At 66.2% G+C, this 13809-nt stretch carries 10 protein-coding genes; 5 read left to right on the forward strand and 5 right to left on the reverse strand.

The features are described from left to right. Positions 1–50: 50 nt before the first annotated feature. The 4 genes from AC0ZJQ_RS09225 to AC0ZJQ_RS09240 form a co-directional block, all read right to left on the reverse strand. Positions 51–1433 carry an efflux transporter outer membrane subunit gene (locus AC0ZJQ_RS09225; RefSeq protein ID WP_476477710.1) on the reverse strand — a complete coding sequence of 461 codons (1383 nt, stop codon included), beginning with the start codon at positions 1431–1433 and terminating at the stop codon, positions 51–53. After that, positions 1430–4600, reverse strand: coding sequence for an efflux RND transporter permease subunit (locus AC0ZJQ_RS09230; protein ID WP_476477711.1), 3171 nt, complete (start codon positions 4598–4600; stop codon positions 1430–1432). Before AC0ZJQ_RS09230 ends, AC0ZJQ_RS09225 begins: the two co-directional genes overlap by 4 nt. Before the next feature lie 95 nt (positions 4601–4695). Further along, entirely contained in the window at positions 4696–5925 is a 1230-nt protein-coding gene (mexE, locus tag AC0ZJQ_RS09235; RefSeq protein WP_155552741.1) for a multidrug efflux RND transporter periplasmic adaptor subunit MexE, read from the reverse strand. 303 nt (positions 5926–6228) lie between these two features. Next, positions 6229–7146 (reverse strand): LysR substrate-binding domain-containing protein, encoded by a 918-nt coding sequence (locus AC0ZJQ_RS09240; protein WP_165595490.1) that lies wholly within the window; start codon positions 7144–7146, stop codon positions 6229–6231. 250 nt (positions 7147–7396) lie between these two features. Here AC0ZJQ_RS09240 and AC0ZJQ_RS09245 point away from each other — a divergent pair, with 250 nt between their 5' ends. From AC0ZJQ_RS09245 to ligD, 4 genes are all read left to right on the forward strand, one after another. Beyond that, on the forward strand, positions 7397–8410 hold the full coding sequence (locus AC0ZJQ_RS09245) for a zinc-dependent alcohol dehydrogenase family protein (protein ID WP_102828399.1): 1014 nt from the start codon (positions 7397–7399) through the stop codon (positions 8408–8410). Positions 8411–8497: 87 nt separating this feature from the next. Continuing rightward, the gene (locus tag AC0ZJQ_RS09250; protein WP_476477712.1) at positions 8498–9352 is read left to right on the forward strand and encodes an SDR family oxidoreductase; all 855 of its coding nucleotides are present in this window, start codon (positions 8498–8500) and stop codon (positions 9350–9352) included. A 24-nt stretch (positions 9353–9376) separates the two neighbouring features. Then, on the forward strand, positions 9377–10342 hold the full coding sequence (gene ku, locus AC0ZJQ_RS09255; RefSeq protein ID WP_476477713.1) for a non-homologous end joining protein Ku: 966 nt from the start codon (positions 9377–9379) through the stop codon (positions 10340–10342). After that, positions 10339–11268 (forward strand): non-homologous end-joining DNA ligase, encoded by a 930-nt coding sequence (ligD, locus tag AC0ZJQ_RS09260; RefSeq protein ID WP_476477714.1) that lies wholly within the window; start codon positions 10339–10341, stop codon positions 11266–11268. The genes ku and ligD overlap by 4 nt, the downstream gene beginning before the upstream one ends. A gap of 45 nt (positions 11269–11313) precedes the next feature. Here ligD and AC0ZJQ_RS09265 read toward each other — a convergent pair whose 3' ends face one another. Next, a complete protein-coding gene (locus AC0ZJQ_RS09265) occupies positions 11314–11478 on the reverse strand; it encodes a hypothetical protein (protein ID WP_476477715.1) in 165 nt (54 codons plus the stop codon). Between the two features lie 281 nt (positions 11479–11759). Here AC0ZJQ_RS09265 and AC0ZJQ_RS09270 point away from each other — a divergent pair, with 281 nt between their 5' ends. After that, positions 11760–13763, forward strand: a complete 2004-nt coding sequence (locus AC0ZJQ_RS09270; RefSeq protein WP_476477716.1) for an alpha-1,4-glucan--maltose-1-phosphate maltosyltransferase — start codon at positions 11760–11762, stop codon at positions 13761–13763. The last annotated feature ends 46 nt before the right edge of the window (positions 13764–13809 follow it).

The following is a 13809-nucleotide window of genomic DNA, read 5'->3' on the forward strand; positions in this document are numbered from 1 at the left end:
CCAGATCACATTCTGTGCCCGTGCACGCCCTCGACCGGTTGCCGGATGCGTCAGCCTTGCCAGCCGCCCCCAAGCGCCTTGTACAGCGCAACGATGCCGCGGTAGACCTCGATCTCCGCTTGCGCCTGGGCGTCCTCGGCGGCAAGACGTTCGCGTTCGGCGTCGAGCAGAACGAGGAAATCCACCGTGCCTTCGCGATAGCGGATCGCCGCCTGTTGCGCCGCGGCGCGGCTGGCCGTGGATTGGCGCAGCAGCGACAGCTGGCGCTCCTGCGCGCGGGCGTAATCGCTGAAGGCGTTTTCCGATTCCTCCAGCGCCAGCAGCACCTGTTGCTCGTAACTCGCCAAGGCGCCGTCGGCGTCGGCTTCGGCGCCGCGCAGACGGGCGCGCACGCTGCCGAGATCGAACGCTGCCCAGCTGATGCTCGGTGCCACGCCCCAGGCCTGTGCCGCACTGGAGCCGATCTGCGAGCCGCGCCCGGCGATGAAGCCGAGAAAACCGCTGACGCTCACCCGCGGGAATAGATCGGCTGTGGCCACGCCGACATTGGCGGTTGCCGCGGCCAGCTGGCGCTCGGCCGCGCGAATGTCCGGCCGTCGACGCAGCAATTCGCCCGGATCGCCGATCGGCAACGCCTTGGCAATCGCCGGCAGCTCGCGCGGCGCAAGATCGACGCTGAGCTGATCGGCGCGCTGGCCGAGCAGGGTGGCGATGCGGTTGCGCGCGCGGGTCTGCTGCGCCTGCAGTTGCGGCAGGCTGGCCTCGGTGGCCGCCAGCCGCGCATCGGCACGGAGCACGTCCAGTTCGCTGCCCATGCCGGCGTCGCGCAGCTGTTCGGTCAGTTCGTGGGAGTTGCGCTGGTTGGCCAGGTTGTCGCGGGCGATGCGCTCGCGCAGCTGGGCGCCACGCAGTTGCCCGTAGGCGTCGACCAGCTCGGCGATCAGGCTGACCTGCAACTGATACAACTCCGCCTCGGCGACATCGGCCTGTGCCTCGCTGGCCTCCAGACTGCGCTGGATGCGGCCGAACAGGTCCAGTTCCCAGATCATGTCCAGGCCCAGATCGTAACGCTCGCTGTTCACCCGTCGCTCGGTGACGCCCGGTTGCTGCGCCTTGCCGATATCGGCGCGGGCACCTGCCGTGACGGTCGGCAGGCGGTCGTTGCTGATGTCGTCGCGGATCGCCCGCGCCGCCTGCAGGCGGGCATAGGCGATGCGCAATTCGCGGTTTTCCGCGAGGGATTTGCTGACCAGCGCATCCAGCGTCGGGTCGTCGAACTGTCGCCACCAGGCCGCTTCGAACCGCGAGCGGTCGTAGCCTTCAGCGGCGGCACGCTCGATCTGTGCCGGTTCCGGTTGCGGCGCGCGGTAATCCGGGCCGACCGCGCAGGCGCTCAGAGCCAGAGTTAGCAGGGAAAGGGCAAAGAACTTCATGCGCGGGCCTCCTTGAATACCGCTTTGCGCGCTGCGCGCTTCTCGACGAAGGCGCGAATCACCAGATAGAACACCGGGGTCAGCAGCAGGCCGAAGAAGGTCACGCCGAGCATGCCGCTGAACACCGCCACGCCCATGGCATGGCGCATCTCGGCGCCGGCCCCGCTGGAAAGCACCAGCGGCACCACGCCCATGATGAAGGCGAAGCTGGTCATCAGGATCGGCCGCAGACGCAGGCGGCAGGCTTCCAGCGTGGCGGCGAGGCGGTCCATGCCTTCTTCCTGCTTGTCCTTGGCGAACTCGACGATGAGGATCGCGTTCTTGCAGGCCAGGCCCACCAGCACGATCAGACCGATCTGGGTGAACACGTTGTTGTCGCTGCCAGCCAGGATCACCCCGGTGATCGCCGAGAGCAGCGTCATCGGCACGATCAGGATCACCGCCAGCGGCAGGCTCCAGCTTTCGTACTGCGCGGCCAGCACTAGGAAGGCCAGCAGCACGCAGAGCGGGAAGACGAACACCGCGGTATTGCCGGCGAGGATCTGCTGGAAGGTCAGCTCGGTCCATTCGTAGCTCATGCCATTCGGCAATTCAGCCTTGAGCAGGCGCTCCATGGCCGCCTCGGCCTGCCCGGAGCTGTAACCCGGCGCGGCGGCGCCGTTGATCTCTGCGGTGAGGAAGCCGTTGTAGTGCATCACCCGATCCGGGCCGGCGCTGTCCGTGACGTTGACGAAGGTCGACAGCGGGACCATCTCGCCGCGGTTGTTGCGCACCTTCAGCTGGCCGATCTGCTCCGGCGCCAGGCGGAACTTCTGGTCGGCCTGGACGTTGACCTGATAGGTGCGGCCGAAGCGGTTGAAGTCGTTGGCGTACAGCGAGCCGAGGTAGACCTGCATGGTGTCGAAGATCTCGTCGATTGCCACGCCGTGGGTCTTGGCCTTCTCACGGTCGATGTCGGCATCCACCTGCGGCACGTTGACCTGGTAGCTGGTGAACAGGCCGGCCAGCTCCGGATAGTCCGCGCTCTTGGCGATGACGTTCTGCACCTGGGTGTACAGCTCCTCGTAGCCGAGGTTGCCGCGGTCCTGCACCTGCACGCGGAAGCCGCCGATGGTGCCCAGGCCCTGTACCGGCGGCGGCGGGAAGATGGCAATGAAGGCATCCTGGATCTGCGCGAACTGGCCGTTGAGGTCGGCGGCGATGGCGCCGGCCGAGAGCGACGGGTCCTTGCGCTCATCGAAGGGCTTGAGCGGGGTGAAGACGATGCCGCTGTTGGTGCTGTTGGTGAAGCCGTTGATTGACAGGCCCGGGAAGGCCACGGTGTTCTCCACGCCCGGATGCTTACCGGCGATTTCCGACATGCGCTTGATCACGTCCTCGGTGCGGTCCAGGGTGGCGGCGTCCGGCAACTGGGCGAAGGCGACCAGGTACTGCTTGTCCTGCGGAGGGACGAAGCCGGTCGGCGTGCTGGCAAAACCCATGTAACCCAGCCCCACCAGCCCGACGTAGACCACCAGCGCCACGGCACTGCCGCGCAGAATGCGCCGCACCACGCCGACGTAGCCGTGGCTGGCGCGATCGAACACGCGGTTGAACGGGCGGAACAGCCAGCCGCCGAGCAGCCGGTCGAGCAGCCGCGAGAAGCCGTCCTTCGGTGCGTCATGGGCCTTGAGCAGGGTCGCGGCCAGCGCCGGCGACAGCGTCAGCGAGTTGATCGCCGAGATCACCGTGGAAATGGCGATAGTCAGCGCGAACTGCTGGTAGAACTGCCCGGTGAGGCCGGAGATGAACGCGGTCGGGATGAACACCGCGCAGAGTACCAAGGCGGTGGCGATGATCGGCCCGGTCACTTCCTTCATGGCCTGGCGGGTTGCTTCTACCGGCGATTTGCCCAGACCGATGTTGCGCTCGACGTTCTCCACCACGACGATCGCGTCATCCACCACGATGCCGATGGCCAGCACCAGGCCGAACAGCGACAGTGCATTGAGCGAGAAACCGAGCAAGTGCATGACCGCAAAGGTGCCGATCAGCGACACCGGCACGGCGGCCAGCGGAATGATCGACGCGCGCCAGGTCTGCAGGAACAGGATCACCACCAGTACCACCAGCACGATGGCCTCGAGCAGGGTATGCACCACCGCTTCGATCGAACCGCGCACGAAAATGGTCGGGTCGTAGACGATCTCGTAGTCAACACCCTGGGGGAACTCCTGCTTCAGCTCGGCCATGCGCTCGCGCACCAGGTCCGAGATGGCAATGGCGTTGGAACCCGGGCGCTGGAAGATCGGGATGGCCACCGCCGGCTGGTTGTTCAGCAGAGAGCGCAGGGCGTACTGGCTGGAGCCCAGTTCGATGCGGGCGATGTCCTTCAGACGGGTGATCTCGCCGTTGGCGCCGGCACGCACGATGATGTTCTCGAACTCCTCCTCGTCGACCAGGCGCCCCTGGGTGTTGATCGACAGCTGAAAGTCGGTGGCGCCCGGCGCAGGTGGGGCGCCCAGGGCACCGGCGGCGACCTGACGGTTCTGCTCGCGGATGGCATTGACCACGTCGGTGGCGGTGAGATTGCGTTGGGCGACCTTGTTCGGATCGAGCCAGACGCGCAGGGAATAGTTGCCCAGGCCGAACAGCTGCACGTCACCCACGCCGTCCAGCCGCGCCAGCTCGTCCTTGACGTTGAGCGCAGCGTAGTTGGACAGGTAGAGCATGTCGTAGCGGTTATCCGGCGAGGTCAGGTGCACGACCATGGTCAGGTCGGGGGAGGCCTTGTCCACCGTCACGCCTAGGCGCTGCACTTCGGTCGGCAGCGTTGGCATGGTGCGGGTGACGCGGTTCTGTACCTGCACCTGGGCGTTGTCCAGGTCGGTGCCCAGGGCGAAGGTGATGGTCAGCGTCAGCTTGCCGTCGGCGGTCGCCTGGGACGACATGTAGAGCATGCCCTCGACGCCGGTGATGGCCTGTTCCAGTGGCGAGGCGACGGTTTCGCCGATCACCTTGGGGTTGGCGCCGGGGAAGTTGGCGCGCACCACCACGGTCGGCGGCACCACTTCGGGGTATTCGCTGATCGGCAGCTGGAACAGCGAGATGGCGCCGGCGATGAGGATCACCAGCGACAGCACGGCGGCGAAGATTGGCCGTTTGATGAAGAATTGCGAGAAATTCATGGCGCACTCCGGGCACGGGCGCGGCGGGCGCGCCCAGGCGGATCGATCGGATGGGCGCGAGACGCGCCGGATTCAGGTCAGCGGTTGGCTGGCGTTCAGCTGCTGGGGCGCCGCGCCAGGCTGCGTTCGACCACTTGCGGCTTCATCGCCTCGCTGATCGCGCGGTTCTGCTGCTTCAGCGCGGCCAGGGTTTCGGCATCGGCCATCGGTACCGTCTCCGGCTTCACGGCGCTGCCCGGGCGTACCCGCTGCAAGCCGTTGACGACGATGGTTTCGTCCTTCGCCAGCCCGGCGCGCACGATGCGCAGCCCTTCGAGCTTCGGCCCTAGCTCGACGGGGCGGTAATCGACCGTGCCGTCCTGCTTGAGCACCAGTACGAATTTCTTGCCCAGGTCGGTACCGACCGCCACGTCCTTGATCAGTACGGCGTCGTAGGTGGCGCTGCCGACCAGCTTGAGACGCGCATACAGGCCGGGGGTGAAGCGGCCGTCGCGGTTATCGAACACCGCGCGGCCGCGAATGGTGCCGGTGCGCGGGTCGACCTGGTTGTCGATGAAGTCCATGCGACCCAGGTGTGGGTGACCGTCTTCGTCGGACAGGCCGAGATACACCGGCGTTGCCTCGCCGCGCTCGCCCTCGCGGGCCAGCTCGCGATACTTCAGATAGGTGCGCTCGTCGGCCTCGAAGTAGGCATAGACCTTGTCGGTGGAGACCAGCGTGGTCAGCAGCGCCTCGCCGGCGTTGACCAGGTTGCCCGAGGTGATCAGCGCGCGGCCGACGCGGCCGTCGATGGGCGCGGTGACGCGGGTGAACGACAGGTCCAGCTGGGCCTTGTCCAGCTGCGCCTGGATCGCCGCGACCGCCGATTTCGCTTCGCTGGCGGCACTGACACGGGCATCGGCGAGTTCCGCGGAAATCGCATTCTTCTGCCGCAGGCGCTGGCCGCGTTCGGCTTCGGTGGCGGTGCGCTGCTGCGTGGCGCGGGCCTGCTGCAGCTGTGCCTGCAGGCGCTTGACCTCGGCCTGGAACGGCCGCGGGTCGATCTGGAACAGCAGATCGCCTTTGTTGACCAGCGCGCCTTCCTCGAAGGCGACCTTGTCGATGAAGCCGGAGACGCGCGGACGGATTTCCACCGATTCCGGCGCTTCCAGCCGGCCGGTGACTTCGTCCCATTCGGTCACGGGCTGTTCAATGACTTCGGCCACGCTGACCGAGGGCGGCGGCATGCCCGACTGGGTGGCCTCCGGTGTTTTGCCGCAGGCGGCGCTGACCAGCACCACCAGGGCCAGAAGGGGAAAACGCAAGGCGTAGAGCGAACGGTCCATGCTTGACTCCGCAAGTCGGGTTTTGTCGATGGCGGGAGTCTGCGCGGTCAATCCGGCTGGCAGAAATCGAACGAGCCGAAGGTGAATATCATTGGCGATGATGGTTGCGCATAGATCATCAGTAGCACGCGATAACGGTAGGGTGGAAAACGACCGCCAGGTCTTTTCCACCGATTTGCGGTGTCGCTTGGCTGCGTCGGCTGGCGTCCGGTGCTGCGCTAGAAATCGGCAGTGAAGTCGAGAAAGGCGTGACGGCGTGCTGGGGCGGGGAGGCGCGTGGAAAAGGCTGCGCCGTTTTCCACCCTACAGGCTGTCGGGATCGCCGATGAACATCTGGATGCGCGAGCGCAGCCAGCGCTCGGCGGGGTCGTTGTCCTGGGCGCCGCGCCAGGCCATCGAGAGCTCGAAGTCCTGGCTGGTCGCGAACGGCAGTGACTCGGCGCGCAGACCGCCGTGGGCCACCAGCGCGGCGGCGGCGTAGTCCGGCACGGTGGCGATGATGTCGGTGCCGGCGAGCAGCGCGGACAGCCCGTTGAACTGCGGCACCGCCAGCACCACCCGGCGCTTGCAGCCGTGCTGGGCCAGTTCCTCGTCGATGTAGCCGGTCAGGTCGCCGGCGAAGGAGACCATCGCGTGTGGGCGCGCGCAGTAATCCTCGAAGCTGAGCGGGCCTGGAATGCTGTCGGCACGCAGCAGCATCGGCCGAGGCCGGCGCAGCACCTTGCGCTTGGCGTTGGCCGGCAGCTCCTCGGTGTAGCACACGCCCACCGAGATCTCGCCAGAGGCCAGCAGCCCGGGCATTAGCAGGTAATTGGCGCGGCGCACTACCAGCACCACGCCGGGCGCTTCGGCCCGTAGGCGGCGCAGCAGCGGTGGCAGCAGAGCGAATTCCACCTCGTCGGTCAGACCGATACGGAATACCTGGTTGCTGGTGGCAGGATCGAAGGTCGAGGCGCGGCTGACCGCCGTGGAGATCGAATCAAGCGCCGGGGACAGCAGCTGGGCGATTTCCTGGGCGCGGGCGGTGGGTTCCATGCTGCGCCCGGTACGCACGAACAGCGGATCGTCGAACAGCGTGCGCAGGCGCGCCAGCGCGGCGCTGATGGCCGGCTGGCCGAGGAAGAGCTTTTCCGCCGCGCGCGTGACGCTGCGCTCGTGCATCAGCGTTTCGAAGACGATCAGCAGGTTCAGATCCACGCGGCGCAGGTCGTTGCGGTTCATACCTTGTTCTTCTGCTTGAAGTCCGGCGGAAGCGGGCCGGGCTGCATTCTAGACAGATCGGCGGTGCATCGGCATAGCGCTTTTGCGCTTTGTAACTGCGCGTACCGACGAGCCGCATGCGTCGATACATGCACCTTCGCATCATTTGCACGCATGGCGATTATCGACCGGAATGCAGGGCCGCCGGCTGGAGTTGTCCCGGTAGGGGCGATAGAGTCCTACCTGCACAAGCAGTAAGCGAGGGGTCGCGATGTCCCGCATCATCCGTTTCCACCAGTTCGGCACGGCCGACGTTCTACGTCTGGAAGAACGCGACACGCCCGTGCCGGGGCCGGGCGAAGTGTTGCTCGATGTTCGCGCCATCGGCGTGAGCTGGAACGATGTGCTCTGGCGTCAGGACCTGGCTCCACGCCATGCACGCCTGCCGGCCGGGCTGGGCAGCGAAGTGGCCGGCGAGGTGATCGCCGTCGGTGCGGATGTGCAGGGCTTCGCCGTCGGCGACCGGGTAGCGAGTTTCCCCGCGCATGATCTCAACCAGTATCCGTTGTATGCCGAGCAGGTGCTGCTGCCGCAACAGTCGCTGGTGCATTACCCGGACATGCTCGATGCCAGCGAGGCGGCGATCCATTACGTGCCGATGTTGATCAGCTATTTCGCGCTGGTCGATCTGGCGCAGCTGGAGCCTGGCCAGTACGTACTGATCACCCAGGCCAATCACTGCACCGGGCCGGCTGCCGTGCAGCTCGGCAAGGCGCTGGGCGCGCGGGTGATCGCCACCTGCGACACCGCCGAAGACCGCGCCTACCTGCGCGAGCTGGGCGCCGAGACGGTCATCGTCACCGAAGAGGAAGACCTCGTCGGGCGTCTGCAGAAGATTACCGACGGTCGCGGCGTCGAGGTGGTGCTTGATGCCTGCGGCGGCTCGCAGATGAAACTGCTCGGCGACGTGATCGCCCCGCTGGGCAAACTGATTCTCTACGGCATGAACGGCGGCAACGAAACGGCGTTCCCGGCCTGCGCGGCGTTCAAGAAGAACTTCAAGTTCTTCCTGCACTGCCTGTGCGATTTCACCGGCCAGCCGGAGCTGGGCATCGAGCAGAAGCGCGAAGCCGTCGAGCGCGCGCTGCAGCACATCAACCAGCTGACCGCCGACCGCCTGATCAAGCCGCAGCTCGACCGGCCGTTCCGCTTCGAGCAGGTCGTCGAGGCCCACCGCTACGTGGAGAGCGGCGTGCCGCGCGGCCGCGTCGTGCTGACGCTGTAACAGGCCCTCTCATCGCGGCGTAGAAACTTTTCCACCGCACGCCAAGTCCTCCGAAGACAGGTTACTTACCTTGACGGAGGATTTTTTATGGCCGACAACCAGACCCTGCCGCCGCAGCAGCAACCCGAACCCGGCAAGGAAGGGCTGATGCATCCGCGCCCGGAATACCGCGGCGATGACTATAAGGCCGCCGGCAAGCTCGCCGGCAAGGTGGCGATCATCACCGGCGGTGACAGTGGTATCGGCCGCTCGGTGGCGGTGCTGTTCGCCCGCGAAGGGGCGGACGTGGCGATTCTCTACCTCGATCAGCACCAGGACGCCGAAGAAACCCGCAAGGTGGTCGAACAGCACGGCCGCCGCTGTCTGACCTTCGCCGGCGACGTGGCCGAGAAGGACGTCTGTCGCCGGGTGGTCGACGAAACGCTGGCGCAGCTGGGCCGGCTCGACATCCTGGTCAACAATGCCGCCGAACAGCACCCGCAGGAGCGCTTCGAGGACGTCAGCCAGCAGCAGTGGGAAAAGACCTTCCGCACCAACGTGTTCGGCATGTTCCAGATGACCCAGGCCGCGCTGCCGCACCTGCCGGAAGGGGCTTCGATCATCAACACCACCTCGGTGACGGCCTACAAGGGCAATCCGATGCTGATCGACTATTCCTCGACCAAGGGAGCCATCGTCGGTTTCACCCGGGCGCTGGCCATGCATCTGGCCGAGCGCGGCATCCGCGTTAACGGCGTGGCGCCGGGGCCGATCTGGACGCCGTTGATCCCGTCGACGTTCGATGCGGACAAGGTTGCCGAATTCGGCAGCAACGTGCCGATGAAGCGCCCCGGCCAGCCGGAGGAAGTCGCGCCGGCCTACGTTTACCTCGCCAGCAGCGACTCGTCCTACGTCAGCGGGCAGGTGCTGCACGTCAACGGCGGTACGGTGGTCAACGGCTGACCGTTCACATTCGGGAGAATCGCCATGCCTCGCACGATCTGGAAGGGGGCCGTCAGTTTCGGTCTGGTGCACATCCCGGTGGCGCTGGTGCCGGCCACCACGCGCACCGGCATCGATTTCGACTGGCTGGACAAGCGCAGCATGGACCGCGTCGGTTACAAGCGCATCAACAAGACCACCGGCGAGGACATCGACAGCGAAAACATCGTCAAGGGCATCGAGTACGAGAAGGGCCATTACATCGTGCTCAGCGATGACGAGATCAAGGCGGCGCACCCCAAGGCGACGCAGACGGTGGACATCGTTGCCTTCGTCGATGCCAAGGACATTTCCTTTCTCTACATCGACACGCCGTATTACCTGACGCCCGACCGGCGCGGCGAGAAGGTCTACGCGCTGCTGCGCGAGACGCTGATCCAGACCGGCAAGGTCGGCATCGCCAACGTGGTGCTGCGCAACAAGCAGCACCTGGCGGTGGTAATGCCGCTGGGCAAGGCGCTGGTGATGAATACCCTGCGCTGGGCCGAGGAAGTGCGTGGCGTGGAATATCTGGAGCTGAAGGACGAAGCGCTCGATCCCGACTTGGCCGAACGCGAACTGGAGATGGCCAAACGGCTGGTCGAGGACATGAGCGAGAAATGGAAGCCCGAGCAGTACAAGGACACCTTCCAGAACCAGATCATGGATCTGGTGGAGAAAAAGGCCCACGAAGGCAAGCTCGAAGCCGTCGGCGGGCCGGAGGAGGCCGTGGACCGGCGTGGAGCGGACGTCATCGACCTCACCGAACTGCTCAAGCGCAGCCTGGCTGCCAAGCCGGGCAAGGCCCGTTCAGCAGCAGATGACGCCGAGGACGATGCTGACGAAGGCGAGAAGCCGGCCGCCAAGGCCAAGCCGTCGAGCAAGGCCAAGCCGAAGAGCACCACCTCCCGGGCGGGCAAATCCGCCGCAAGCGAGCCGCGCAAAACCACGCCTCGCAAGAAGGCCGGATGACGGCCGGCATGCGCGCGCCGCGCAAGAATACGGGCCGCCCGCAGGTCGGCGGCGTGGGCATCAGCAGTGCGCAGCGGGTCATCGATGCCGCCAGTGGCGTCAGCAAGCGCGAGCTGGCCGAGTATTACCTCGGCGTTGCCGAATGGTTGCTGCCGCAGCTCGGGGGGCGGCCGCTGTCGTTGGTTCGCGCGCCGGAGGGTCTTGCCGGAGAAACCTTCTTCCAGCGCCACTGCGGGCGGCTGAAGATGCCGCACATGCGCCTGCTCGACCGCGCGCTCGATCCCGAGCATGCTCGGCTGATGCAGGCCGACAGCATCACGGCGGTGATCGAGGCGGTGCAGATGGGCAGCATCGAATTCCACACCTGGAACGCCCGCAGCGACCGCATCGAGCGACCCGACCGGGTGATCTTCGATCTTGACCCCGATCCGGCGCTGCCATGGTCGAGCATGGTCGAAGCCACCGAACTGACGCTGCAACTGCTCGACACGCTCGGCCTGCGGGCGTTCATCAAGACCAGCGGCGGGCGCGGCATGCACGTGGTGGTGCCGATCGACCGCCGGCATGACTGGGAGCGGGTGCGGCAGTTCGCCCGCGCGGTCAGTGAGCGTCTGGCGCACGAGGCGCCGACGCTGATCGTCGACAAGATGGGACCACAGAACCGCGTCGGCCGGATCTTCGTCGATTACCTGCGTAACCAGAAGGGCGCCAGCACCGTGGCCGCCTATTCGGTGCGGGCACGGCCGGGGCTGGCGGTTTCGGTACCGTTGCAGCGCGCCGAGCTGGCGCGCATCGATGGCGCGAATCAGTGGCACATCCGCAACCTCGGCGAGCGGCTGGCAACACTCACCGACGATCCTTGGGCGGATTACCGCTCGACCCGCCAGAACCTTGCGGCGGCGCTTGGGCAGCTGCCCGGCGTCTAGCAGGCGGCTGCCGCACCCCAGTCGCGACGGCCGCGAGCACGAGACCTAGCTGGGCTGCTGGTCGTCCGGGTCGGCGACGGTCTGGCCGCCATAGGGCGAGCCGGGTGTGTTCTCGTCCAGCTCATCGGGGCAGGGCACCTGCGGCACATCGCCGGGCTTGTCGTGGACCACCGGATCGGGCTGCGGAATATCGGGGCGTGCGTGGGTCATGGAAGTCCTCCTGCCGGATGCTGCTGAACGAGCATAGCCATAGCGATGGAGGTGGCGGGCATCCGGTGGTTCCAGCCGGTCATCGCCAGGCACGGTATGCGCGACGGGCGGGCGCTGCCGTTGGTAGCGCAGGGCCGCGCGGCCTGAACTTTTCCGCCCGGCCTCGGCTCGGAAGAAGGGAGTCCGCACCATGCGGACGGTCCTTGCGGCCACCCGTGCAACCGACTGCCTTGTGCCTGTCGGCCGGTGCGTGCCGCAACGCAACGCACAGGAGCCCGCCGATGACCGATGCACACGCCCTTCACCCGCGCCTCGAAGAAGCCCTGCAGATGGGGCGTATCGCCATCGAATCCACCGAGCCGGTGGTGGAGAACGGCCGGTTCGCGGCCAAGGCGATCATCGGCCAGCCGGTGACGGTGACCAGCCGCATCTTCGCCGATGGCCACGACCAGCTGGCCGCCTCGGTGTGCTGGCGGGCACGTGGCGAGGAGAGCTGGCGGCGGGCGCGCCTGAAGCTGCTGGGTAACGATCATTGGTCCGGCCAGTTCACGCCGACGCAGGTGGCGGCGCACGAATTTCGCATCGAAGCCTGGTGGGATGTGTTCGAGAGCTATCGCTATGAACTGTCGAAGAAACACGCGGCCGGCGTGCCGATCGGCGTGGAGCTGGAAGAAGGGCGGTTGCACCTGCAGCGTGCGACCGAGCGTGCCCAGGGCGAAACCCGCGCGATGCTCGACGACCTGCTGCATCGCCTGCAGATGGCGCATCTGGAGGACGAGCGGGTTTCGCTGTTGCTGGCGCAGGAGACCGCCGCGGTCATGGCCGATGCCGACCCGCGCGAGCATTGCAGCCACAGCCCGATCTTTGCACTGGAGGTGGAGCGTACGCGCGCGCAGTTCGCCAGCTGGTACGAGCTGTTCCCGCGTTCGGAAACCGACGACCCCAACCGCCACGGCACCCTGCGCGACGTGATCAAGCGCCTGCCGGCGATCCGCGACATGGGCTTCGACGTGCTGTATTTCCCGCCGATCCACCCCATCGGCCGTTCCTTCCGCAAGGGACCGAACAACAGCCTGGAGGCCGGCCCCAATGACCCCGGCAGCCCCTATGCCATCGGCAGCGAGGACGGTGGCCACGATGCCATCCACCCGCAGCTCGGCACCCATGAAGACTTCCGCGCGCTGGTCGCCGCGGCGGCCGAGCACGGCATGGAGATCGCGCTGGATTTCGCCATCCAGTGCTCGCAGGACCACCCCTGGCTCAAGGAGCATCCCGGCTGGTTCTCCTGGCGCCCGGACGGCACCATCAAGTACGCCGAGAATCCGCCCAAGAAGTACCAGGACATCGTCAACGTCGACTTCTACGCCGAAGACGCCATGCCTGACCTGTGGCTCGCCCTGCGCGACGTGGTCTGGCACTGGGTGGAGCAGGGCGTGAAGATTTTCCGCGTCGACAACCCGCACACCAAGCCGTTGCCGTTCTGGGAATGGCTGATCGCCGATATCCGCGAGCGCGACGCGGACGTGATGTTCCTCTCCGAGGCGTTCACCCGGCCGGCGATGATGGCGCGCCTGGGCAAGGTCGGCTTCAGCCAGAGCTACACCTACTTCACCTGGCGCAACAGCAAGGCGGAGCTTTCCGAGTATTTCAGCGAACTCAACGAAGCGCCGCTGCGCGACTGCTACCGGCCGAACTTCTTCGTCAACACGCCGGACATCAATCCGTTCTTCCTGCAGGACTCCGGCCGCGCCGGATTTCTCATCCGCGCCGCGCTGGCGACCATGGGCTCAGGGCTGTGGGGCATGTATTCCGGCTTCGAGCTGTGCGAGGCGGCGGCGATTCCCGGCAAGGAGGAATACCTGGATTCGGAGAAGTACCAGATCCGCCCGCGCGACTACCACGCACCCGGCAACATCGTCGCCGAGATCGCCCAGCTCAACCGCATCCGCCGGCAGAACCCAGCGCTGCAGACGCACCTGGGTTTCCAGCCCTATCTGGCGTGGAACGACAACATCTTCTACTTCGGCAAACGCACCGAGGACCGCAGCAATTTCATCCTGGTCGCCATCAGTCTCGACCCGCATCACCCGCAGGAAGCGCACTTCGAGCTGCCGTTATGGGAGCTGGGCCTGCGTGACGACGCCCATACCCAAGGCGAAGACCTGATGAACGGCCACCGCTGGACCTGGTACGGCAAGACCCAGTGGATGCGTATCGACCCGGCGCATCTGCCGTTCGGCATCTGGCGGTTAACCGCCGCGCCCGTCGATCCAGACCTTAAGTGACGACTCAAGAGAGCTGACCAAGTGCGTTAGAAACAGACGCATACCG

Source organism: Stutzerimonas sp. 21-1, assembly GCF_056336065.1.

Coding starts and splice junctions, on each gene's coding strand:
- AC0ZJQ_RS09240 (WP_165595490.1), bottom strand. CDS start 7,146: ATGAACCGCAACGACCTGCGCCGCGTGGATCTGAACCTGCTGATCGTC.
- AC0ZJQ_RS09250 (WP_476477712.1), top strand. CDS start 8,498: ATGGCCGACAACCAGACCCTGCCGCCGCAGCAGCAACCCGAACCCGGC.
- AC0ZJQ_RS09265 (WP_476477715.1), bottom strand. CDS start 11,478: ATGACCCACGCACGCCCCGATATTCCGCAGCCCGATCCGGTGGTCCAC.
- AC0ZJQ_RS09245 (WP_102828399.1), top strand. CDS start 7,397: ATGTCCCGCATCATCCGTTTCCACCAGTTCGGCACGGCCGACGTTCTA.
- AC0ZJQ_RS09225 (WP_476477710.1), bottom strand. CDS start 1,433: ATGAAGTTCTTTGCCCTTTCCCTGCTAACTCTGGCTCTGAGCGCCTGC.
- ku (WP_476477713.1), top strand. CDS start 9,377: ATGCCTCGCACGATCTGGAAGGGGGCCGTCAGTTTCGGTCTGGTGCAC.
- AC0ZJQ_RS09230 (WP_476477711.1), bottom strand. CDS start 4,600: ATGAATTTCTCGCAATTCTTCATCAAACGGCCAATCTTCGCCGCCGTG.
- mexE (WP_155552741.1), bottom strand. CDS start 5,925: ATGGACCGTTCGCTCTACGCCTTGCGTTTTCCCCTTCTGGCCCTGGTG.
- ligD (WP_476477714.1), top strand. CDS start 10,339: ATGACGGCCGGCATGCGCGCGCCGCGCAAGAATACGGGCCGCCCGCAG.
- AC0ZJQ_RS09270 (WP_476477716.1), top strand. CDS start 11,760: ATGACCGATGCACACGCCCTTCACCCGCGCCTCGAAGAAGCCCTGCAG.